Origin of the sequence: Flavobacterium sp. UBA7663, assembly GCF_002483315.1 — a bacterium.
GTDB lineage: Bacteria > Bacteroidota > Bacteroidia > Flavobacteriales > Flavobacteriaceae > Flavobacterium.
In genome coordinates this window covers 223,089-247,119 of the sequence record NZ_DLHR01000006.1, presented here as the reverse complement: position 1 = coordinate 247,119, position 24,031 = coordinate 223,089, and the positions used below count along the sequence as shown (strand labels likewise).

Sequence of the window (24,031 nt, the reverse complement as noted above, 5' to 3'; positions counted from 1 at the left end):
CATAAATGAATAAGATTAAATCCTACTTCCTGTTTTCAAGAGAACACAGAAGTGGGATTTTTTTGTTGTTTGCAATTATTATCATATTTCAACTGGCGTATATCTTTTTTGGCGATTATTTTGTTATGAAAAATAATACTACAGAGGATAAAGCTTGGTTATTGGTGCAAAGCGAAATTGATAGTTTAAAAAATATTCAATCAACAAAAAAAGATACGATTTATCCGTTTAATCCAAATTATATAACCGATTACAAAGGATATAAGCTAGGAATGTCAATTCAAGAAATTGATCGTTTACATGCGTACAGAAAACAAGGGAAATTTGTAAATTCTGTAGAAGAGTTTCAACAAGTTACTAAAGTTTCAAATGCTTTTCTATCTAAGATTAGTCCTTATTTCAAATTTCCAGATTGGGTAAAAAATAAAGGAACTGCTACTTCGGAAAAATTCCATAAGTTTTTACCAAAGGAAAAAGAAAAATTCATCCAAAAAGATATAAATACTGCAACGCGAGAAGATTTAATTGCAGTATACGGAATTGGAGAAAAGTTGGCCGACAAAATTTTGCAAGAAAAAGAAAAGCTAGGCGGTTTTGTTAGTATGGAACAATTTCAGTTTATGTGGGGAATTAGCCCAGAAGCAATTTCAGATTTAGAAAAAAGATTTTCTGTAAAGACTCAAAACGGAATTAAGAAAATTGCGATAAATGATTTGTCTCAAAAAGAATTAGCGAAATTTCCATATTTTAATTATGCTTTAGCAAAAGAAATTGTGATTTACAGAACGATGAATAGTGGAATTAAAAATATTGACGATTTAACAAAAATTAAGGGAATGCCTAACGAAAAAATAAAAATAATCGCCTTATATTTGGAATTCTAAAAAAATACCCTAAAAAACACACCAAAAAACAATAATACCTTATTATGAATTCATTATATTTTACAGAAGAACACGAATTATTCAGACAAAGTTTTAGAGATTTTTTACATAAAGAAGTGGTTCCTCACATTGAAAAATGGGAAAAAACAGGAACAATTGAACGCTTCATTTGGAAAAAGTTTGGAGATATGGGCTTTTTCGGATTAAACTATCCGGAAGCGTATGGTGGAATGAATTTGGATTTATTTTACACTGTTGTGTTTTTGGAAGAACTTCAAAAAGTTAAATCTTCTGGTTTTGCTGCGGCTATGTGGGCACATGCTTATTTAGCAATGACACACTTAAATGCTGAAGGTGATGAAAGAATCAAACAAGAGTATTTAGCACCAAGTATTGCTGGAGAAAAAATTGGAGCTTTGTGTGTTACAGAACCTTTTGGAGGAAGTGATGTAGCAGGAATGAGAACAACAGCTGTAAGAAAAGGAGATAAATTTGTTATTAATGGTTCTAAAACTTTTATTACAAATGGTGTGTATGCAGATTACTATGTGGTGGCTGCAAAAACAAATCCAGAACTTGGAAATAAAGGAATAAGTATATTTTTAGTTGATACAGCTACAAAAGGTATATCAGCTACAAAATTAGATAAATTAGGTTGGAGAGCTTCAGATACGGCTGAAATTGCGTTTGATAATGTTGAAATTCCATTAGAAAACTTAATGGGCGAAGAAGGAAAAGGTTTTCCATACATCATGCAACATTTTGCTTTTGAACGTTTAATTATGGCAATCAATGCACATGCTAGAGCAGAATATGCACTTGAGTATACTATAGAATATATGTCGCAAAGAGAAGCTTTTGGAAGTACAATTAATAAATTCCAAGCCTTGAGACATACAATGGTAGAACATGCAACAGAAGTAGAACATTGTAAATTGTTTAATTATGCTGCTGTAGCTCGTTTAGATAAAGGAGAATATGTAGTTAAAGAAGCTACCATGGCTAAATTAAAATCTACTAAAGTGGCAGATTTAGCAATTTATGATTGTTTGCAAATGTTAGGTGGTTATGGTTATATGGAAGAATATCCTTTAGCTCGTTTATTAAGAGATAGTCGTTTAGGTCCAATTGGTGGAGGAACTTCTGAAATTTTGAAAGAGATTTTATCAAAAATGATAATTGATAATCAGAATTATAAACCAGCGGTTAAATAATTTTGATTTATAATTTTTAATTCAGAATTATTTTCTACATTTGCACCCTTAACGAGAGGAGGTGTCTATATTATGTTAATTATACCAATTAAAGACGGAGAAAATATCGATAGAGCATTAAAGCGCTATAAAAGAAAATTTGATAAAACAGGAACTGTTCGTCAGTTACGTGCACGTCAAGCTTTCATTAAGCCTTCTGTATCAAATAGAGCTAAAATTCAAAAAGCTGCTTACATTCAAGGATTAAGAGACTCATTAGAGAGTTAATTTTTTGAATAAACTATACTAACCGCTAATTAATAAAGTGTAACTTTGTTGTTAGCGGTTTTTTTATGTCTACAAATCTACAAGCATATCAGGATTATTTGGTTAAAGAGAAAAACTATTCTCCTTTAACGGTTCGTGCTTATTTAGATGATATCAAATCTTTTCAAGAATATCTTCTTGGTCAATCTGTAAATCTCGAGGAAGTTATTTACCCACATGTTAGAAATTGGATTGTAACTTTGGTAGAACAAAACATTTCAACCACTTCTGTTAATCGAAAAATATCGGCTTTAAAATCGTATTACAAATTTTTGTTGAAGGTGAAGCAAATTTCGATTAATCCATTATTAAAGCATAAATCATTAAAAACAGCGAAGAAAGTTCAAATTCCTTTTTCCGAAAGAGAGTTGCAAGATGTTTTTTCTGAAAATGAATACGCAAATGACTTTGAAAGTATTCGAAATCAATTTGTAATAGAACTTTTTTATACAACTGGAATCCGTAGAGCAGAGTTGATTAACTTAAAAATGAATAGTGTAAACGAAATTCAAAAAACAATAAAAGTTATAGGTAAACGAAATAAAGAAAGGATTATTCCGCTATTAGATTGTACAATAGGTTTGTATAAGTTGTATAAAGATCAAAGAAATCATTTAGAGGTAATTAACGAGAAAGAGATGTTAATTTTATCTAAAACCGGAAATAAAGTAAGTGAATCGTTTGTTTATCGGTTAATAAATAACTACTTTAGTGCTGTCTCGAAAAAAGAAAAAAAGAGTCCCCACGTTCTTAGGCATTCCTTTGCAACACATTTGTTGAATAATGGAGCCGATTTAAATTCCGTAAAAGAGTTATTGGGTCATGCTAGTTTGTCGTCTACTCAGATATATACGCACAGCAGTTTGGCTGAATTAAAAAAAGTGTATCAAGAAGCACATCCTAGAAATAAGAAATAACTCGATTGTATAACCATTTTAATTAACAGAATTATGAAAGTTAATGTGCAAGCAGTAAATTTTAATGTAGACAGAAAATTGATAGATTTCATTCAAGAGCGAATGGATAAATTGGAAAAATATTATGATAAAATAGTTTCAGCTGAAGTTTTTTTGAGGCTTGAAAATACAAGTGATAAAGAAAATAAAACAGTAGAAATAAAAATTAACGTTCCTGGAGACGATTTTCTAGTTAAAAAAACGGCAAAAAGTTTTGAAGAAGGAGTTGATTTGTCGGTTGATTCTTTAGAGCGAGTAATCTTAAAAAGGAAAGAAAAATTAAGAGCACATTCATAAAAAGAAAAAAAACATAAAAAATGTTTTGATTCAAAAATAAATTATATACATTTGCAGTCCGTTAGAAATAGCGGACTTTTTATATTCATACGCCGATGTAGCTCAGCTGGCTAGAGCAGCTGATTTGTAATCAGCAGGTCGTGGGTTCGAGTCCCTCTATCGGCTCAAAGTTTTAAGTAACTGAATGTAAAAGGTTTGGGGAGATACTCAAGCGGCCAACGAGGGCGGACTGTAAATCCGCTGACTACGTCTTCGCAGGTTCGAATCCTGCTCTCCCCACGAGATTTTGAATTTAGAGATAAGGATTTGGTTTTTCTGAATTCTGATGGCTAACTTCTGAATACACAAAAGCCGGTGTAGCTCAGGGGTAGAGTGCTTCCTTGGTAAGGAAGAGGTCACGGGTTCAATTCCCGTCATTGGCTCTTAAAAAAGTTTATTTTTTGAACACTAATATATAACTAAGATTAAATTATTAAATCATGGCAAAAGAAACCTTTGATCGTTCGAAGCCCCATTTAAATATTGGAACTATCGGACACGTTGACCACGGTAAAACTACGTTAACAGCTGCAATTACTAAAGTATTAGCTGATGCTGGTTTATCAGAAGCAAAATCATTTGATCAAATTGATAATGCTCCAGAAGAAAAAGAAAGAGGTATTACTATTAATACATCTCACGTAGAATATTCTACAGCTAACCGTCACTACGCTCACGTTGACTGTCCAGGTCACGCGGATTACGTTAAGAACATGGTTACAGGTGCTGCTCAAATGGACGGTGCTATCTTAGTAGTTGCTGCTACAGATGGTCCTATGCCACAAACAAGAGAGCACATCCTTTTAGGTCGTCAAGTAGGTGTGCCTAGAATGGTTGTATTCATGAACAAAGTGGATATGGTTGATGATGCAGAATTATTGGAATTAGTAGAAATGGAAATCAGAGATTTATTATCTTTCTATCAATATGATGGTGATAATGGTCCAGTTATCCAAGGTTCTGCTTTAGGTGGATTGAATGGTGATCCAAAATGGGTTGCTACTATCATGGAATTAATGGAAGCTGTTGACAACTGGATTGAATTACCAGTTCGTGACGTTGAAAAACCTTTCTTAATGCCAGTTGAAGACGTATTTACAATTACTGGTCGTGGAACTGTAGCTACAGGTCGTATCGAAACAGGAGTTGCTAATACAGGTGATGCTGTTGAAATCATTGGTATGGGAGCTGATAAATTAACTTCTACTATTACAGGAGTTGAGATGTTCCGTAAAATCCTTGATAGAGGTGAGGCTGGAGATAACGTAGGTTTATTATTAAGAGGTATCGCTAAAGAAGATATCAAAAGAGGAATGGTAATTGTTAAGCCAGGATCTGTTAAACCACACGCTCATTTCAAAGCTGAGGTGTATATCTTGAAAAAAGAAGAAGGTGGACGTCACACTCCATTCCACAATAACTACCGTCCACAGTTCTACGTACGTACAACTGACGTAACGGGTACTATTTCTTTACCAGCTGGTGTAGAGATGGTTATGCCTGGTGATAACTTAACAATTGATGTTACTTTGTTAAGCCCTATCGCTTTATCAGTAGGTTTGCGTTTCGCTATCCGTGAGGGTGGTAGAACAGTAGGTGCTGGTCAGGTTACTGAAATTTTAGACTAATTATAAGTCGATAATAATTAAAACCAGCAGTTCGCTGCTGGTTTTTTTAACAAACGGGCGTAGTACAAGGGCTAGTATAGTGGTCTCCAAAACCATTGATGGGGGTTCGAATCCCTCCGCCCGTGCAAATAAAGATTAAAATGACAAAAGTAGTTAATTACATATCTGAAGCATTTCATGAATTGAAAACGAATGTTACTTGGCCAGTTTGGGCAGATGTACAACGTTTAACAATTATTGTAGCTGTATTTTCAATTGTTTTCGCTCTATTAACTTGGGGTGTTGATGAATTATTTGTAAAAGCACTTGAAGGTTTTTTTAACATTTTAAAATAGTACTTACAGTATGGCTGATAATAATGTTAATAAGTGGTATGTAGTAAGAGCTGTAAGTGGTCAGGAAAACAAAGTTAAAGCTTACATTGAAACAGAAACAGCTAGATTAGGTATGGCTGATTATATTTCTCAGGTTCTTGTTCCTACTGAAAAAGTAGTTCAAGTTAAAGATGGGAAAAAAATAGCTAAGGATAAAGTATACTTTCCTGGTTATATTATGATCGAAGCTAACTTAACTGGTGAAATTCCTCATATCATCAAATCGATTCCAGGAGTTATCGGTTTTTTAGGTGAAACTAAAGGAGGTGATGCTGTGCCATTAAGACAATCTGAAGTAAACAGAATGTTAGGTAAAGTAGATGAATTATCTGTTACAGTAGATAATGTTGCAATACCTTATGCTATTGGAGAAACAGTTAAGGTGGTAGATGGTCCTTTCAATGGTTTCAATGGAACTATCGAAAAAGTAAATGAAGAAAAGCGTAAACTTGAAGTTATGGTTAAGATTTTCGGAAGAAAAACACCATTAGAATTGAGTTTTATGCAAGTTGAAAAAGTATAATTTTCGTTACATATATAAATCACATCAATCGCTTCCAATTGATAGATGTGCTAAATTTTTTTAAAAATGGCAAAAGAAGTTAGTAAAGTAGTTAAACTACAAGTTAAGGGAGGTGCAGCGAATCCATCGCCACCGGTTGGACCTGCTTTGGGGGCTGCTGGGGTTAACATCATGGAGTTCTGTAAGCAGTTCAATGCTAGAACACAAGATAAACCTGGCAAAGTTTTACCAGTACAAATTACTGTGTATAAAGACAAGTCTTTTGACTTTGTTGTTAAAACGCCACCTGCTGCAATTCAGTTATTAGAAGCAGCAAAATTAAAGTCTGGTTCAGGGCAACCTAACCGTAAAAAAGTAGCTAACGTTACTTGGGATCAAATTAGAACTATTGCTGAAGACAAAATGGCAGACTTAAACGCTTTCGAAATCGAAAAAGCGATGAGTATGATTGCTGGAACAGCTAGATCTATGGGTATAACAGTAACAGGGAATGCTCCTTTTTAATCTCTAAAAAGAATTAGACAATGGCAAAATTGACAAAAAAGCAAAAAGAGGCTGCAGCAAAAATTGAAAAGAACAAACTTTATAGTTTAAAAGATGCTTCTGCATTAATTAAACAAGTTGCTTCTGCAAAATTTGATGAGTCTGTTGATATCGCAGTGAAATTAGGGGTAGATCCTAGAAAAGCGAATCAAATGGTAAGAGGGGTTGTGACATTACCTCACGGAACTGGTAAAGATGTAAGAGTTTTAGCTCTTGTTACTCCAGATAAAGAAGCGGAAGCTAAAGCTGCTGGTGCAGACCACGTAGGTTTAGATGACTACCTTCAAAAAATCAAAGATGGTTGGACTGATATTGATGTAATCATCACTATGCCAGCTGTTATGGGTAAATTAGGTCCATTAGGACGTGTTTTAGGACCAAGAGGTTTAATGCCTAACCCTAAAACAGGTACTGTAACTATGGATGTTGCTAAAGCTGTTGCAGAAGTAAAAGCTGGTAAAATCGATTTCAAAGTTGATAAAACTGGTATCGTTCATGCTGGAATAGGTAGAGTATCTTTTGATGCTGATAAAATCTATGAAAATGCACACGAAATCGTTCAAACATTAATCAAATTAAAACCAACTGCAGCTAAAGGTACATATATTAAGTCTATTCACTTATCTTGTACAATGAGTCCTGCTATTGCTTTAGATCCTAAAGCAGTATAATTGGTAGTTAAAAATTTTTAGTATGACTAGAGAAGAAAAATCAATCGCGATTAAAGATTTAACTGCACAGTTAGCGGATGTTAATGTTATCTATTTAGCAGACATTTCAGGACTAGATGCAGATACTACTTCAAATTTAAGAAGAGCTTGTTTCAAAGCAGGTATTAAATTAGAAGTTGTGAAGAATACATTACTTGAAAAAGCAATGGAAGCTTCTGATAGTGACTTTGGTGATTTATCTACAGTTCTTAAAGGAAATACTTCTATGTTTATTGCGGATACAGCTAATGGTCCAGCAAAAATCATTAAAGAATTCCGTAAGAAAGGTGAAAAACCACTTTTTAAAGGAGCTTACATTAACCAAGAAATTTACATCGGTGACAACTTATTAGACAGCTTAGTAGCTATTAAATCTAAAGAAGAAGTTATTGGAGAAATCATTGGATTATTACAATCTCCTGCTCAAAGAGTTATTGCAGCTCTTAAAAATCAACCTAACAAGGAAGAAGGAGCAGAATAATAAGTACGCACAAATAAATTATATTTTTTACAAAACATTTTAAACGATAGAAAAAATGGCAGATTTGAAACAATTCGCAGAACAATTAGTTAACTTAACAGTTAAAGAAGTTAACGAATTAGCAACAATATTAAAAGATGAGTATGGTATCGAGCCTGCTGCTGCAGCTGTTGTAGTTGCTGCTGGTGGTGGAGATGCTGGAGCTGCTGCTGAGCAAACTGAATTTACAGTAGTATTAAAAGAGGCTGGAGCTTCTAAATTAGGAGTTGTTAAAGCGGTTAAAGAATTAACTGGTTTAGGTCTTAAAGAAGCAAAAGATTTAGTTGATGCTGCACCAACAAATGTAAAAGAAGGTGTTTCTAAAGATGAGGCTGAAGGTCTTAAGAAAGCTTTAGAAGAAGCAGGAGCTGTAGTTGAGTTAAAATAATTTTTACTCATAATAAAGCTAGGTTTAGGTCTTGAGAGTGTTCTCAAAGACCTAAACCATTTTGCGTATATTAAATTATTGTATTTTTTATGCGTTAAAAAGTAGACAATAACGAAGAAAAAAATTAAACTATCTTTCCTGGTTTATTTTAAAGATGTATTGTTTATTAAAAAGGAAGTATTATTAAAACAGTGTATTTACACAAAAATTACTTTTTTTAAATCAAAATTTTATCCATTGATGATTGCTAATCAGACTGAAAGATTAAATTTTGCTTCAACAAAAAACATTCCACAATATCCAGATTTTCTAGATATTCAAGTGAAATCGTTTAAAGATTTTTTTCAATTAGAAACTAAATCTGACGAAAGAGGCAACGAAGGGCTGTATAATACCTTCATGGAAAATTTCCCAATTACGGACACGAGAAATCAGTTCGTATTAGAATTCCTAGATTATTTTATTGATCCACCTAGATATACCATCGAAGAGTGTATTGATAGAGGCTTAACGTATAGTGTGCCTCTTAAAGCTAGATTAAAATTATATTGTACTGACCCTGAACACGAAGATTTTGAAACAATCGTTCAAGATGTGTATTTAGGAACAATACCATATATGACTCCTAGTGGTACATTCGTAATTAATGGTGCTGAGCGTGTAGTTGTATCGCAATTACATAGATCTCCAGGTGTATTCTTTGGACAGTCTTTCCATGCAAATGGAACTAAATTATATTCTGCCAGAATCATTCCTTTTAAAGGTTCTTGGATTGAATTCGCTACCGATATCAATAACGTAATGTATGCGTATATCGATAGAAAGAAAAAATTACCTGTAACTACTTTATTTAGAGCTATCGGATTTGAAAGAGATAAAGATATCTTAGAGATTTTCGACTTAGCTGAAGAAATTAAAGTTTCTAAAACTGGTATCAAGAAATATGCTGGAAGAAGACTTGCTGCACGTGTATTAAATACATGGCATGAAGACTTCGTTGATGAGGATACTGGTGAAGTAGTTTCTATTGAGCGTAACGAAATTATCTTAGATCGTGATACAATTCTTGATAAAGATAATATCGAAGAAATAATTGAAGCAGACGTAAAAACTATCCTTTTACATAAAGAGGATAACAACGCGGCTGATTACACAATTATCCACAATACGTTACAAAAAGATCCAACAAACTCTGAAAAAGAGGCTGTTGAACATATTTACAGACAATTACGTAACGCGGAACCGCCTGATGAGGAAACGGCTCGTGGTATTATAGATAAATTATTCTTCTCTGACCAACGTTATAACTTAGGTGAAGTAGGTCGTTACAGAATGAACAAAAAGTTAAACCTTGATATTCCTATGGAAAAACAAGTTTTAACTAAAGAAGATATTATTACAATCGTTAAATATTTGATCGAATTGATCAACTCTAAAGCAGAGATTGATGATATTGATCACTTATCAAACCGTCGTGTAAGAACAGTTGGTGAGCAATTATCAGCTCAGTTCGGAGTAGGTTTAGCTCGTATGGCTAGAACTATCCGTGAGAGAATGAATGTTCGTGATAACGAGGTGTTTACACCTATCGATTTGATTAATGCTAAAACATTATCATCGGTAATCAACTCATTCTTTGGAACTAACCAGTTATCTCAGTTCATGGATCAAACCAATCCATTAGCAGAGATTACACACAAACGTCGTTTATCTGCCCTTGGACCTGGAGGTTTATCTAGAGAAAGAGCTGGTTTCGAGGTACGTGACGTTCACTATACACACTACGGAAGACTTTGTCCAATTGAAACACCAGAGGGACCAAACATTGGACTTATTTCATCTTTAGGAGTATATGCTAAAGTAAACGGAATGGGATTCATCGAAACACCTTACCGTAAAGTAACTAATGGTGTTGTAGATTTAGAGTCTACTCCAGTGTACCTAAGTGCAGAGGAAGAAGAAGGTAAAATGATTGCTCAAGCAAACATTGAAATGGATGCAAATGGTAAAATTACCGCTACGAATGTTATTGCGCGTGAAGAAGGAGATTTCCCTGTGGTTGCTCCAACTGCCGTACATTATACAGACGTTGCTCCAAATCAAATTGCTTCGATTTCAGCTTCATTGATTCCTTTCTTAGAGCATGATGATGCGAACCGTGCGTTGATGGGATCTAACATGATGCGTCAGGCCGTTCCATTATTACGTCCTGAAGCTCCAATCGTAGGTACTGGTTTAGAAAGACAAGTTGCTTCTGATTCAAGAGTATTAATCAATGCGGAAGGAAACGGAACTGTTGAGTATGTTGATGCTAATATGATTACTATCAAATACGACAGAACTGAAGAAGAACGCATGGTAAGCTTTGATTCAGACGATAAAACATATCAATTAATCAAATATAGAAAAACCAACCAAAGTACTTGTATCAACCTTAAACCTATCGTAAGAAAAGGTGACAGAGTTGCTAAAGGGCAAGTATTATGTGAAGGTTATGCTACGCAAAACGGAGAATTAGCAATCGGAAGAAACTTAAAAGTGGCGTTCATGCCATGGAAAGGGTACAACTTTGAGGATGCAATCGTAATTTCTGAAAAAGTAGTACGTGATGATATTTTTACATCATTACATATTGATGATTATACATTAGAAGTTCGTGATACTAAATTAGGTAACGAAGAATTAACTAATGATATTCCAAACGTTTCTGAAGAAGCTACTAAAGATTTAGATGAAAACGGTATGATTAGAATTGGTGCAGAGGTTAAACCTGGCGACATTCTAATCGGAAAAATTACACCAAAAGGAGAATCAGATCCTACTCCAGAAGAGAAACTTTTAAGAGCTATCTTTGGGGATAAAGCAGGTGATGTAAAAGATGCTTCATTAAAAGCGTCTCCATCTTTACACGGTGTGGTTTTAGACAAAAAATTATTTGCGAAAGCAGTAAAAGATAAGAGAAAACGTTCTAAAGATAAAGAAGACGTTGATAAATTAGAAGTTGAATTTGAAGTTAAGTATACTGACTTGAAAGACAAATTAATTGAAAAATTATTTGTTATCATCGATGGTAAAACTTCTCAAGGTGTAATGAATGATTTAGGTGAAGAAGTATTACCAAAAGGTAAAAAATTCACTAAAAAGATGTTACAAGGTGTAGAAGATTTTGCTCACTTAACTAAAGGTCAATGGACAACAGATGAGCATACTAATGCAATGGTGAACGACTTAATTCACAACTACAAAATCAAATTAAACGATTTACAAGGTTGGTTAAGAAGAGAGAAATTCACAATTACTGTTGGAGATGAATTACCTTCTGGAATTTTAAAACTTGCTAAAGTTTACATCGCTAAGAAACGTAAATTAAAAGTAGGAGATAAAATGGCAGGACGTCACGGTAACAAAGGTATTGTTGCTAAAATCGTTCGTCATGAAGATATGCCATTCCTAGAAGACGGAACACCAGTAGATATCGTATTGAATCCACTTGGGGTACCATCTCGTATGAACATCGGACAGATTTATGAAACAGTTCTTGGTTGGGCTGGACAAAAATTGAACAAGAAATTTGCTACTCCAATTTTTGACGGTGCTACTTTAGATCAAATTAATGAATTTACAGACGAAGCTGGAATTCCAAGATTCGGTCATACATACTTGTATGATGGAGGAACTGGAGAGCGTTTCCACCAACGTGCAACTGTGGGTGTAATTTACATGTTGAAATTAGGACACATGGTAGATGATAAAATGCACGCACGTTCAATTGGTCCATACTCGTTAATTACGCAACAACCATTAGGAGGTAAGGCTCAATTTGGAGGTCAGCGTTTTGGAGAGATGGAGGTTTGGGCACTTGAAGCATACGGTGCATCAAGTACTTTAAGAGAAATCTTAACTGTTAAATCGGATGACGTAATTGGTAGAGCTAAAACTTACGAAGCTATCGTAAAAGGTGAAACTATGCCAGAACCAGGATTACCTGAATCATTCAATGTATTAATGCATGAATTGAAAGGTCTTGGATTAGACATCAGATTAGAAGAATAAAAAAGAATGCAGTATTCAGTTCCGATTTTTTTGGAGCTGAATACTTTTTATAATTAAGTTTTTAAGGATTTATAACCGTAAACCGTTCCGATTTTTTATTTAAACCTTTTGGTTTTTATAATTAGCACTTCAAAATTTTAGGTTTGAAGTTTAGAGAAGTAATCCGAGTCAACAGAAAAGTAGCATTGCTACAGCTGTTCAAAATCAATTTTTAATTGCAAAATAAATCAATAGTAAAAACTATGATGAATAATAGAAATAGTAAAGACAAGCAACAAATCAAAAGATTTAACAAAATCACGATAGGATTAGCTTCTCCAGAATCAATTTTAGGAGAATCTAGAGGTGAGGTTTTAAAACCAGAAACTATCAACTATCGTACTCACAAACCAGAAAGAGATGGTCTTTTCTGTGAGCGTATTTTCGGTCCAGTAAAAGATTACGAGTGTGCTTGTGGAAAATATAAAAGAATTCGCTACAAAGGAATCGTTTGTGACCGATGTGGTGTTGAAGTAACAGAGAAAAAAGTACGTAGAGATAGAGTAGGACACATCAACCTTGTTGTGCCTATTGCTCATATCTGGTATTTCCGTTCGTTACCAAACAAAATTGGTTATATTTTAGGTTTACCATCTAAGAAATTAGATATGATTATTTACTACGAAAGATACGTAGTAATTCAAGCAGGTATTGCTAAAAACGCTGATGGCGAATCATTACAAAGATTAGATTTCCTTACGGAAGAAGAGTATTTGAATATTTTAGATACACTTCCAATGGAAAATCAATATTTAGATGACAACGATCCTAATAAATTCATCGCTAAAATGGGTGCTGAATGTATTATGGATTTATTAGCTCGTACAGACTTAGATGAACTTTCTTATAGTTTACGTCACGCAGCTAATAACGAAACATCTAAACAACGTAAAACAGAAGCGTTAAAACGTTTAAATGTTGTAGAATCATTCCGTGAGTCTAACTTAAACAGAGAAAACCGTCCAGAATGGATGATTTTAAAAGTAATTCCAGTTATTCCACCAGAATTACGTCCGTTAGTGCCACTTGATGGAGGTCGTTTTGCAACTTCAGATTTAAATGATTTATACAGAAGAGTTATCATCCGTAACAACCGTTTAAAAAGATTAATGGAAATTAAAGCTCCAGAAGTAATCTTAAGAAACGAAAAACGTATGTTACAAGAATCTGTAGATTCATTATTTGATAACACTCGTAAAGCTTCTGCAGTTAAAACAGAATCAAACAGACCATTAAAATCTTTATCAGATTCATTAAAAGGTAAACAAGGTCGTTTCCGTCAAAACTTATTAGGAAAACGTGTAGATTATTCTGCTCGTTCAGTAATTGTTGTTGGACCAGAAATGAAATTGTTCGAATGTGGTCTTCCAAAAGATATGGCTGCTGAACTATACAAACCATTCGTTATTCGTAAGTTAATCGAAAGAGGAATTGTTAAAACAGTTAAGTCGGCTAAGAAAATTATTGATAAAAAAGAGCCAGTTGTATGGGATATCCTTGAAAATGTAATTAAAGGTCACCCAGTATTACTAAACCGTGCTCCTACGTTACACAGATTGGGTATTCAAGCGTTCCAACCTAAGTTAATTGAAGGAAAAGCAATCCAGTTACACCCATTAGTATGTACGGCATTCAACGCCGATTTCGATGGTGACCAGATGGCGGTTCACTTACCATTAGGACCAGAAGCTATTTTAGAGGCACAATTATTAATGTTGGCTTCTCACAATATCTTGAATCCTGCAAATGGTGCTCCAATTACAGTACCTTCTCAAGACATGGTACTTGGTCTTTATTATATGACCAAAGAGCGTTTGTCTACACCAGAAATGAAAATTTTAGGAGAAGGTTTAACTTTCTATTCTGCTGAAGAAGTAAATATTGCTTTGAATGAAGGAAAATTAGAATTGAATGCTAGAGTGAAAATTAGAGCAAGAGATTTTAATGAAGAAGGTGAATTAGTTTATAAAATTATCCAAACTACAGCAGGTAGAGTATTATTTAATGAAGTAGTACCTGAAGCTGCAGGATATATTAATGAGGTATTAACTAAGAAATCACTTCGTGATATTATTGGTAAAATCTTAGCGGTGACTGACGTTCCTACAACAGCAGCTTTCTTGGATAACATGAAAGATATGGGGTATAAGTTCGCATTCCGTGGAGGATTGTCATTCTCATTAGGTGATATTAGAATTCCAGAACAAAAAACACAGTTAATCGCTGATGCTCGTGAGCAAGTTGATGGAATTTCGATGAACTATAGTATGGGTCTTATTACCAATAACGAACGTTACAACCAAGTTATTGATATCTGGACTTCTGCTAATGCTCAATTGACAGAATTAGCAATGAAAAATATCCGTGAAGACCAACAAGGTTTCAACTCGGTATATATGATGCTTGACTCTGGAGCTAGGGGTTCTAAAGAACAGATTCGTCAGTTAACTGGTATGCGTGGTTTGATGGCTAAGCCAAAAAAATCAACTGCTGGTGGTGGTGAAATTATTGAAAACCCGATTTTATCTAACTTTAAGGAAGGTCTTTCGATTCTTGAGTACTTTATTTCTACTCACGGTGCTCGTAAAGGTCTTGCGGATACGGCTCTTAAAACTGCCGATGCTGGTTACTTAACTCGTAGATTACATGATGTATCTCAAGACGTTATTGTAAACTCTGTAGATTGTGGTACATTAAGAGGAATTGTAGTATCTCCTTTAAAGAAAAATGAGGAAATCGTTGAATCATTAGGAGAAAGAATTTTAGGACGTGTAGCGTTACAAAATGTAATTAATCCTCTTGACAATGAAATTTTAATTTATGCTGGGGAACAAATTACAGAAGCTGATGTTAAGAAGATTGAAGCATCTCCAATTGAAAAAGTAGAAGTACGTTCGCCATTAACATGTGAAGCTACAAAAGGTATTTGTGCGAAATGTTACGGTAGAAACTTAGCTACTGGTAAGATGACTCAGAAAGGTGAAGCAGTTGGAGTTATTGCAGCGCAATCAATTGGTGAGCCAGGTACACAGTTAACACTTCGTACGTTCCACGTTGGAGGGGTTGCTGGAGGTATTTCTGAAGAATCTAGTATTGTTGCTCGTTTTGCAGGTAAATTAGAAATTGAAGATTTAAAAACAGTTAAAGGTGAGGATTCTGAAGGAAATACTGTTGATATCGTAATTTCTCGTTCTACTGAGTTAAAATTAGTAGATGCTAAAACAGGTATTTTATTAAATACACACTATATTCCTTACGGTTCAAGTATTTTTGTTAAAGACGGAGACGTTGTTGAAAAAGGTACTACAATTTGTAAATGGGATCCGTATAATGGAGTTATTGTTTCTGAATTTACAGGAAAAATTGCTTACGAAGATTTAGAACAAGGACAATCGTTCTTAGTTGAAATCGATGAGCAAACTGGTTTCCAAGAAAAAGTAATTTCTGAAGGTAGAAATAAAAAATTAGTTCCTACTTTATTAATTTATGGTAAAGATGGTGAATTGATTCGTTCTTATAATTTACCAGTAGGGGCACACCTTATGGTAGATGACGGAGAAAAAATTAAAGCGGGTAAGATTTTAGTTAAGATTCCTCGTCGTTCTTCAAAAGCGGGAGATATTACAGGAGGTTTACCAAGAATTACAGAGTTGTTAGAAGCTCGTAATCCTTCAAATCCTGCAGTAGTTTCTGAAATAGATGGAGTTGTAACATTCGGAAAAATTAAGAGAGGTAACCGAGAAATCGCTATCGAGTCTAAATTTGGTGAAGTGAAGAAATACTTAGTAAAACTTTCGAACCAAATCTTAGTTCAAGAAAACGATTACGTAAAAGCGGGAACTCCACTTTCTGATGGAGCAATTACACCAGAAGATATTTTAAGAATTCAAGGACCATCTGCTGTTCAACAGTATTTAGTAAATGAAATTCAAGAAGTATACCGTTTACAAGGGGTAAAAATCAATGATAAACACTTTGAAGTGGTAATTCGTCAAATGATGCGTAAAGTAAGAATCGTAGATCCAGGAGATACATTATTCTTAGAAGATCAATTAGCGCATACAAGAGATTTCCTTGTAGAAAATGATAAATTATACGGAATGAAAGTTGTGGAAGAATCAGGTGACTCTGAAAATTTAAAACCAGGTCAAATTATTTCTCCACGTCAGTTAAGAGACGAAAATTCGTTATTAAAACGTAATGATAAAAACTTAGTAGTGGCTCGTGATGTTATTACGGCTACAGCTACTCCAGTACTTCAAGGTATTACGAGAGCATCGTTACAAACGAAATCATTCATTTCTGCCGCGTCGTTCCAGGAAACAACTAAAGTATTGAACGAAGCTGCAGTTGCAGGTAAAATCGATACGTTAGAAGGATTAAAAGAAAACGTTATTGTAGGTCATAGAATCCCGGCTGGTACAGGTATGAGAGACTACGACAATACAATAGTAGGTTCTAAAGAAGAATATAATGAACTAATGGCTGCTAAAGAAGAGTTCAACTATTAAGAGCAACGATTATTTAAATGCTAAAAACCTAACAGATTTTTCTGTTAGGTTTTTTTTTAATCGAAATTATACTTATTCTTGTATAAGATTATTGAATACCACTTAAATAAACTTAATAACACAACGTAAGTCTAACCAAAGTAGAAAAACTTATATGACTTACACATGTTTAAAAATTAAAAACTATGGAAAATAACAACCAACAAGGGCAAATAAACATCGAATTAGATGAACAAACAGCAGAAGGAACCTATTCCAATTTAGCAATTATCAATCATTCCAATTCAGAATTTGTAGTCGATTTTGTAACGATTATGCCAGGAGTGCCAAAAGCAAAAGTAAAATCGAGGATTATTTTAACACCGCAACACGCCAAACGTTTGTTAAAAGCATTAGGAGAAAATATTCATCGATTTGAAGCTGCACACGGAAAAATTGAAGAGAGTGAGCAACCTCCAATTCCTCTAAATTTTGGACCAACTGGGCAAGCATAAATAATAATTCCTCAACAAGGTTGAGGAATTATTATTTATGTATTTCATCGACTAATACCGCATTTCATCGGTGATTTGTCTTAGTTGTTGTTTTTTTTTGGAAATTGTATAGCTTTTTGTAAATAGGGTTAAACCTGTTTACAACAATTAACAAAAATTAACTATATGATAAACAATTACGATTCGGTTGAGACCTGTCTTTTAAAAGGCTCAGCAAACTCAAAAAAACAAGAATCGACATCCTTCACGGGAAAAAAAGGAGCTTTGGTATCCTTTATGACTGTGTTTTTGATGTTGTTTTCTTTTGTTTTTGTACAAGGACAATCAGTAACAAACTATGCCTTTAGTACAACAACAACTGGTTCATTGGCTCTCGATGCTAATGGAAATACTGTTGATATGTCAACAGGAACAACTCAATTGCTTGCTTCTGGTCTAGATGATTCAGCATCTACAGTTCAAGCAATAGGTTTTAACTTTATTGGTATGGGGGCAGTGCAAACTAATTTCTCAGCCAACTCAAATGGAGCTATGGCTTTAGGGAATACTGCAATAGGTACATCTGGCATTACTAATGTGGGTTCGGCTACAACAATGTTTGTAGCGCCTTTTGGTGGTGATCAAGCAACTCATGCCACTGGTAAAGTGCATTATAAAGTAGTTGGTTCAGCCCCAAACAGAACTCTAGTTATAGAGTGGTTAAATATGGAGATGGATTATGAATCAACTACTTCAAATGGTACCTATCAAGCTAGGATTTATGAAACTTCAGGAGTTATTGAATTTGTTTATGGCGCAATGTCTGTTGCTAATACTTTTACTACTGGTCCAATAGTTGGTTTTTCAGGAGGAGCTGTAGCAGGTAAAATTGCTTCAATAACCTCTTCAACAAATGCACTTACAACTAACGGTACTACTTTTGTAAATAATACTTACGCAGTAGCTGCGATTGCAAATTTAAATTCAAGTGCTGATGGTTCAAGAAGAACTTATGTGTTTACACCATCAACTTTAGCAGTTGCAGCACCAACAACTTTAACATTTTCGGGAATTTCTTCTGCGGGAACTACAGTAAACTGGGTTGATGATTCAACTAATGAATCTGCATTTTTAGTAACAAGAGCTACAGATGCAACTTTTACTACTAATGTTGTTACTACAATTGTAGCGTCAACATCGGTAGCAGCAACTGGTGGTGCGTATAATTCTATCCAAACAGGTTTAACGCCAAGTACCTTATATTATTATAAAGTTCAAGCAATATCAGAGGCTGTTTTTTCAACAGAAATTTCAGGTTCTCAAGCAACAAATGCTCCAGGAGTATTTATTTCTATCGCTAATGGTAACTGGTCTGATCCAGCTACTTGGGACGCAAATGCAGTTCCAACAGGATTTGATAGCGCAACCGTTGCAGCTCATACAGTAACAATTGATGTAGCTGGTTTAGCAATTAATAACTTAACAGTTCAAGGTTCTTTAGAGTTTGGTGCAACACCAACAACATTTAATGTAAATGGAAATTTAACTGTTGAAGCTGGAGGAGAGTTCCTTGTATTCAATGGAACAACTGGTAAAGCAATTGTAGTTTCAGGAAATATTGTAAACGATGGAAATATTGATCTTTCTATTGGAGCAACAACTGCTGGAAGTTTAACATTAAACGGTAGTGCAGTTCAGTCAATTACTGGTTCTGGAACGTTTGCTAATAATTTAATAAGAAATTTAATTTTCACTAATACATCAACAGCAATTCCTAATATTAATTGGGGTTTTGATGGTGTGAGTGTTGCATATAATTTAAATATAGCTAATGCTAAAATTAATTTAAATGGTAATAAAATTACTTTTGGAATTGGTTCGGCAGTTGCTGCAGATACAGGTAATACATTTACAGCTACTAATGGAGGTTTCTTGAATGGAACATTCTCTAGATGGTGGACAGCTGGTCAGACAGGGTATACTACATCAGGTCCAACAACGATTCCAACAGGTGCTGCTGGAAGATATCCTTTTTATTCTCCAACAGGTGAACAAAGAATCTTCTACATCGGTAGAACAACTCCAACTGCGGGTGGTAAATATGCTGTAACATACAATAATGCTACAACGACTACTACTGGTTTAAGTATTGTTGATGGTGCTTATACGGTTACTAATCAATGGGATGGTAATTTTGTAGTTACATTAGATGGTACAACACCTGCTGCGACTTCAAACTGGGTAACAATGTTTACTCCAAATGCTTTCTTTACAACTGCAATTGGTGCTAGAATTACTGGAGAAAGCGTGGCATTGTCAGGTACTCACGTTAATACTTCAAATGCACCTTACGGACAAAGAAGTGGAGTTTCAACAGCAGATTTAACTTCAGCAACAGGATTATACCTTGGAGTTAATGCAGCTGATGTTCCTGTCGTTTCTATTGCATCAGGAGATTGGAATGCAACTTCAACTTGGAATGGTGGAGTAGTGCCAACATGTGCAGACTCAGCTGTAATTGCAAATGGTCATACAGTTACATCTACTACATCTGGTAATGTGGCAAGAAATGTAACTATTGCAACTGGAGGAACTTTAGTAGTTTCTGCAGGAGATTTAACAGTGGGTTGTACATTAAATAATAATACTTTAGCAAATAGTGGTACTTTAACCGTTTCTGGAGGTCTATTAGCAGTTAATGGTAATATGGTACATAATGCTGCTTCAACTTTTAATCAAAGTGGTGGTGATATTTTGGTAGATGGTAATGAAGGTGGCGTTGCTGCAAATTCAGTAGCTTCTGGAGTTGCAATCGTACAATTAAATTCACAATTTATTAACTGGACAGGTGGTGCTTTAACTATTTTGGATCCACATGCGAATGCTACTGCATCAAATACATTAGCTTATAGTAATAGTACTGCACATGTGAATGTTCCTAATACACATACGCTTAAATTAGGTGATGGTGTTTCAACAGATGCTGGTGGTAATGCTACTAATGGTTTTAGATTAAATACTTTTGTAGGATCTAATAGAATTTTATTTGGTAACTTAGAAGTAAACACTTTAGGTGGTACAAATAGACAAGTTACAACGGCTTGGTCGTTAGGTTTCAGTGGAAATGTAACAATTGCACCAAGTTCTGAAGTAATTTTTGCAACGTCTTATGTAGCGGGTAACATTGTTAATAATGGTACTTTTACTTCAACTACATTATTAGGCTTAGCTAATTATTTAAATGGTGCTGAAACTGCAACTACAAATGCTCAAACAATTGGAGGTACAGGAGTTTATAGAAACTTAGCTGCTGCTCCAACAGCAAACTTAACGTCATTGACGGTTAATAATACTAATGCAACAGGTGTAACGTTAAATATACCTTTATCAGTTAGTGGTACATTAACAATGACATCTGGTATTATTAATACTACAAATACAAATTTATTAACATTAGGAACTGCAACTGCAGGAGGAACTTTAGCAGGTACGCCAAGTGCTACTAGCATGGTTAGAGGTCCATTTGCAAGAACTATTTCTAATGCTAATGCAAATACAAATTATTTGTTATTCCCTGTTGGTAAAGTAGCTTATGCTCCTGTGTGGGCTGCACCAGCTACTACCGCTGCAACTGTAATGAAGGCAGAAACTTTTGATTCTAATACTGGAACACAAAATGCTGCGATTGCAAATATGGCAACCAACAGAAGATGGGAATTACCATTAGTGTCAGGAACAATTACTGATATTAATGTTAGAGTAGGTGATGCTGGAATTTTAGCAACAAGTATTCCTGTTCAAGCGCCTTCTGCTAGTGGAGAGTATACTAGTACATTTGGATCGGTTGCTACTGCTGTTGCAGGAGTTTCAACTCAATCAACTACACCTGTACTAACTGCAAACTACACCGGTTTCTTAAGTTATGCAGATTCTAACGCTTGTGTTGGAGTTCCAACTCCAGGTAATACAATTGCGTCAAGTAATGCAATTTGTTTAGGAACTTCGGTTACTTTAAGTTTACAAAATTTAACAACGGGTTCAGGGGTTTCTTATCAATGGTTTTCATCTCCAGATGGAGTGACATATTCGCCAATTGCTGCGGCAACAAACCCAACATATTCAACTACTCCAACTGCATCTACATATTTTATGTGTGAAGTTACTTGTGCAACAGGTCCTTCAACTGCTGCTTCAGTTCCAGTTCAAATTACTTTTGCAAATGAAGTAACTGCAACTGTGCCAGCTACAAGATGTGGAACAGGAACAGTTGATTTAAGTGCTACACCAAGCGCTGGTGCAACTATTAATTGGTTTGCAGCTGCAACAGGTGGTGCTTCATTAGCTTCAGGTAATTTATTTACAACTCCTTCAATTAGTGCTACTACTACTTATTATGCTGCTGCAACAACTGCTGCTCCAGGTTTTGTTACCATCGGTACAGGTGGTACTTTAACAGGTGCTACAGTTCAACCAACAGCATTTTGTAACAGATGGCCAAATTATTGGAGTCAAACAATTTATACGGCTGCAGAATTAACAGCTGCTGGATTAAGTGCAGGTAATATTACTTCAATGGCATATAATATTGCTTCATTAGGTGATGCAGCAACAAACGCCAACTTTACTGTTAGAATTGGTACAACAGCAGGGAATAACTTTGCTAATAATACATTCTTAGCAACAACTGGTTATACAACAGTATATGGACCTTCGACTTATACTCATACTGCAAGCGGATGGCAAACTATTACATTTGCTACTCCTTATATGTGGGATGGAGTGTCTAATATCGTTGTAAACGTAACTCATGATGGTGCTGATAATATTAATAATTCGCAAACTTATTTTACTGCAACAGCAGATAATAAAGTATTGTGGGTAAATAGTTATACTGGCGCAACTACTACAGGTACAACTTCTGTAAATAGACTTAATGTGATTTTTGGTGGTCAAGCGGCTTGTACTTCAACAAGAGTACCTGTTGTTGCTACTGTTTCTTCACCTCCAGCATTAACCTTGAGTGGAGCTACTACAACAATCTGTTCTGGAAATTCTTCTAGTGCAGTTACTTTAACTGCTGGTGCATTAGATTATAATACTTTTGTATGGTCTCCTGCAACTGGGGTTACTGGTGATGAAACAATTGGTTGGACTTTCAATCCTACAATTACTACAACTTATACTTTAACAGCTACTCAAACTTCTGGAGCTTTATGTTCTACAACCGCAACATTTACTGTAAATGTAAATCCATTGCCAACGGGCGTAACAATTACTCCAGTAGCACCTACTATTTGTGTTAATACAATTCAAAGTTTAGCTGTTACAGGCGGAACTTTAGGAGTAGTAGGAAAACTAGGTTCAGGTGTTGCAACTAATACAGGATCAACTCCTTTCAAAGGCTGGTTTGGTGGTTCAAAAATGCAAGCACTTTATACACCTGCTGAATTAACTGCTTTAGGTATAGCAGCTGGACAAAGTATCAATTCAATTGGGTATATTGCCTTATCAGGAACTCCTATAGCATTGAATAACTTTACAATTAATGCAGGATTTGTTTCTAATACAACTTTAGGAACAGCATTTATTCCTGGTGCAACCAACGTTGTTTTAGCACCTACTAATTACACTCCTAGTACTGGAGCAGGAAATATCGATTTTACTCTTTCTACTCCTTTAACATGGGATGGTGTTTCAAGTTTATTAATTGAAACTTGTTTCAATAATAACAATGGAGGAGGTGTTAGTGCAAATAACATTTCTGTTGAATCTACAGTTGTGGCTACTGGATTAAACTTGTATTTATCACAAGATAATAATGCTACTGTTTGTACAAATGTAACAGCTCCTACAGCTACTACAACAAGACCAAACCTTAGAATTTCTACATTAGAAACAGCTAACATTACTTGGTCTCCAGTAACTAATTTATTTACTGATGCAGGAGCAACAATTCCATATACAGGAACAAATGCAACAACAGTTTATGTACAGTCTGCAACTCCTAGCACAACGGTTTATACTGCTACTGCAACAATTGGAGCAACAGGATGTTTTACAAGTAATACTGTAAGTGTTACAGTAAGTGCATTACCAGATACGACAATAACTCGTGTAGACGATACATTAACTGCCGCTGAAACTGGTGCAACTTACCAATGGTATACTTGTGCTGCGGGTCCTGTATATACAATTATTTCAGGTGCTACATCACAATCATATACAGCAACTGCAATTGGTAGTTATGCTGTAGATGTTACATTAAACGGATGTACTTCTAGAAGTACTTGTTTTGATGTTACTACTTTAGGATCTTCTTCTTTTGATATGAATGCTTTAACTGTTTATCCTAATCCAGTTGTAGACATTTTATCAATTAGATATAATGAAGAAATTACTGCAATTAACGTGTATGACTTAAGTGGAAGATTGGTGAAACAAGTAACACCAAATCAAACTGAGGTTGAGGTGAACATGTCTGAATTAGCTGCTGCAATGTATATTGTAAAAGTGAACGCAGGTGGAAACCAAACTGAAATTAAAGTAATTAAAAAATAAAGTTAAGTTTTTTAA

Annotated in this window: 16 protein-coding genes and 4 tRNA genes; all 20 read left to right on the top strand. The window is 34.8% G+C overall.

The genetic code is table 11. From position 1 onward, the window contains the following. Positions 1–5: 5 nt before the first annotated feature. The 20 genes from B2741_RS01715 to B2741_RS01620 all read left to right on the top strand — a co-directional run bounded on the left by B2741_RS01715 (position 6) and on the right by B2741_RS01620 (position 24,016). Positions 6–884, top strand: a complete 879-nt coding sequence (locus tag B2741_RS01715; protein WP_291134838.1) for a ComEA family DNA-binding protein — start codon at positions 6–8, stop codon at positions 882–884. Between the two features lie 44 nt (positions 885–928). Then, positions 929–2,098, top strand: a complete 1,170-nt coding sequence (locus B2741_RS01710; protein ID WP_133610643.1) for an acyl-CoA dehydrogenase family protein — start codon at positions 929–931, stop codon at positions 2,096–2,098. A gap of 72 nt (positions 2,099–2,170) precedes the next feature. Next, complete coding sequence (gene rpsU, locus B2741_RS01705; RefSeq protein WP_008256580.1) at positions 2,171–2,365, top strand: 30S ribosomal protein S21; 195 nt, start codon at positions 2,171–2,173, stop codon at positions 2,363–2,365. Positions 2,366–2,430: 65 nt separating this feature from the next. Continuing rightward, positions 2,431–3,321: a tyrosine-type recombinase/integrase gene (locus B2741_RS01700; protein ID WP_291134835.1), complete on the top strand. Its 891-nt coding sequence runs from the start codon at positions 2,431–2,433 to the stop codon at positions 3,319–3,321. 33 nt (positions 3,322–3,354) lie between these two features. Next, positions 3,355–3,657: a ribosome hibernation-promoting factor, HPF/YfiA family gene (hpf, locus tag B2741_RS01695; protein WP_291134833.1), complete on the top strand. Its 303-nt coding sequence runs from the start codon at positions 3,355–3,357 to the stop codon at positions 3,655–3,657. Between the two features lie 91 nt (positions 3,658–3,748). After that, positions 3,749–3,822, top strand: a tRNA-Thr gene (locus B2741_RS01690). Between the two features lie 32 nt (positions 3,823–3,854). After that, a tRNA-Tyr gene (locus B2741_RS01685) sits at positions 3,855–3,936 on the top strand. Positions 3,937–4,007: 71 nt separating this feature from the next. Continuing rightward, positions 4,008–4,079: transfer RNA gene (locus tag B2741_RS01680), tRNA-Thr, on the top strand. Positions 4,080–4,136: 57 nt separating this feature from the next. Continuing rightward, positions 4,137–5,324 (top strand): elongation factor Tu, encoded by a 1,188-nt coding sequence (gene tuf, locus B2741_RS01675; protein WP_133610639.1) that lies wholly within the window; start codon positions 4,137–4,139, stop codon positions 5,322–5,324. 53 nt (positions 5,325–5,377) lie between these two features. Continuing rightward, positions 5,378–5,449: transfer RNA gene (locus B2741_RS01670), tRNA-Trp, on the top strand. Positions 5,450–5,464: 15 nt separating this feature from the next. Further along, positions 5,465–5,659: a preprotein translocase subunit SecE gene (secE, locus tag B2741_RS01665; RefSeq protein WP_133610637.1), complete on the top strand. Its 195-nt coding sequence runs from the start codon at positions 5,465–5,467 to the stop codon at positions 5,657–5,659. 10 nt (positions 5,660–5,669) lie between these two features. Continuing rightward, positions 5,670–6,221 (top strand): transcription termination/antitermination protein NusG, encoded by a 552-nt coding sequence (gene nusG, locus B2741_RS01660; RefSeq protein WP_291134831.1) that lies wholly within the window; start codon positions 5,670–5,672, stop codon positions 6,219–6,221. A 66-nt stretch (positions 6,222–6,287) separates the two neighbouring features. Next, positions 6,288–6,725 carry a 50S ribosomal protein L11 gene (gene rplK, locus B2741_RS01655; RefSeq protein WP_026724872.1) on the top strand — a complete coding sequence of 146 codons (438 nt, stop codon included), beginning with the start codon at positions 6,288–6,290 and terminating at the stop codon, positions 6,723–6,725. A gap of 20 nt (positions 6,726–6,745) precedes the next feature. Continuing rightward, a complete protein-coding gene (gene rplA / locus B2741_RS01650) occupies positions 6,746–7,435 on the top strand; it encodes a 50S ribosomal protein L1 (RefSeq protein ID WP_291134828.1) in 690 nt (229 codons plus the stop codon). A 22-nt stretch (positions 7,436–7,457) separates the two neighbouring features. After that, positions 7,458–7,955: a 50S ribosomal protein L10 gene (gene rplJ, locus B2741_RS01645; protein WP_008256591.1), complete on the top strand. Its 498-nt coding sequence runs from the start codon at positions 7,458–7,460 to the stop codon at positions 7,953–7,955. Positions 7,956–8,010: 55 nt separating this feature from the next. Further along, entirely contained in the window at positions 8,011–8,382 is a 372-nt protein-coding gene (gene rplL, locus B2741_RS01640; protein ID WP_008256592.1) for a 50S ribosomal protein L7/L12, read from the top strand. A 240-nt stretch (positions 8,383–8,622) separates the two neighbouring features. Then, positions 8,623–12,435 (top strand): DNA-directed RNA polymerase subunit beta, encoded by a 3,813-nt coding sequence (gene rpoB, locus B2741_RS01635; protein WP_290819751.1) that lies wholly within the window; start codon positions 8,623–8,625, stop codon positions 12,433–12,435. Between the two features lie 242 nt (positions 12,436–12,677). Further along, on the top strand, positions 12,678–16,985 hold the full coding sequence (gene rpoC, locus B2741_RS01630; RefSeq protein ID WP_291134825.1) for a DNA-directed RNA polymerase subunit beta': 4,308 nt from the start codon (positions 12,678–12,680) through the stop codon (positions 16,983–16,985). Between the two features lie 185 nt (positions 16,986–17,170). Beyond that, positions 17,171–17,479, top strand: a complete 309-nt coding sequence (locus tag B2741_RS01625; protein ID WP_133610627.1) for a DUF3467 domain-containing protein — start codon at positions 17,171–17,173, stop codon at positions 17,477–17,479. A 165-nt stretch (positions 17,480–17,644) separates the two neighbouring features. Continuing rightward, the gene (locus B2741_RS01620; RefSeq protein ID WP_291134822.1) at positions 17,645–24,016 is read left to right on the top strand and encodes a T9SS type A sorting domain-containing protein; all 6,372 of its coding nucleotides are present in this window, start codon (positions 17,645–17,647) and stop codon (positions 24,014–24,016) included. Positions 24,017–24,031: the final 15 nt, after the last annotated feature.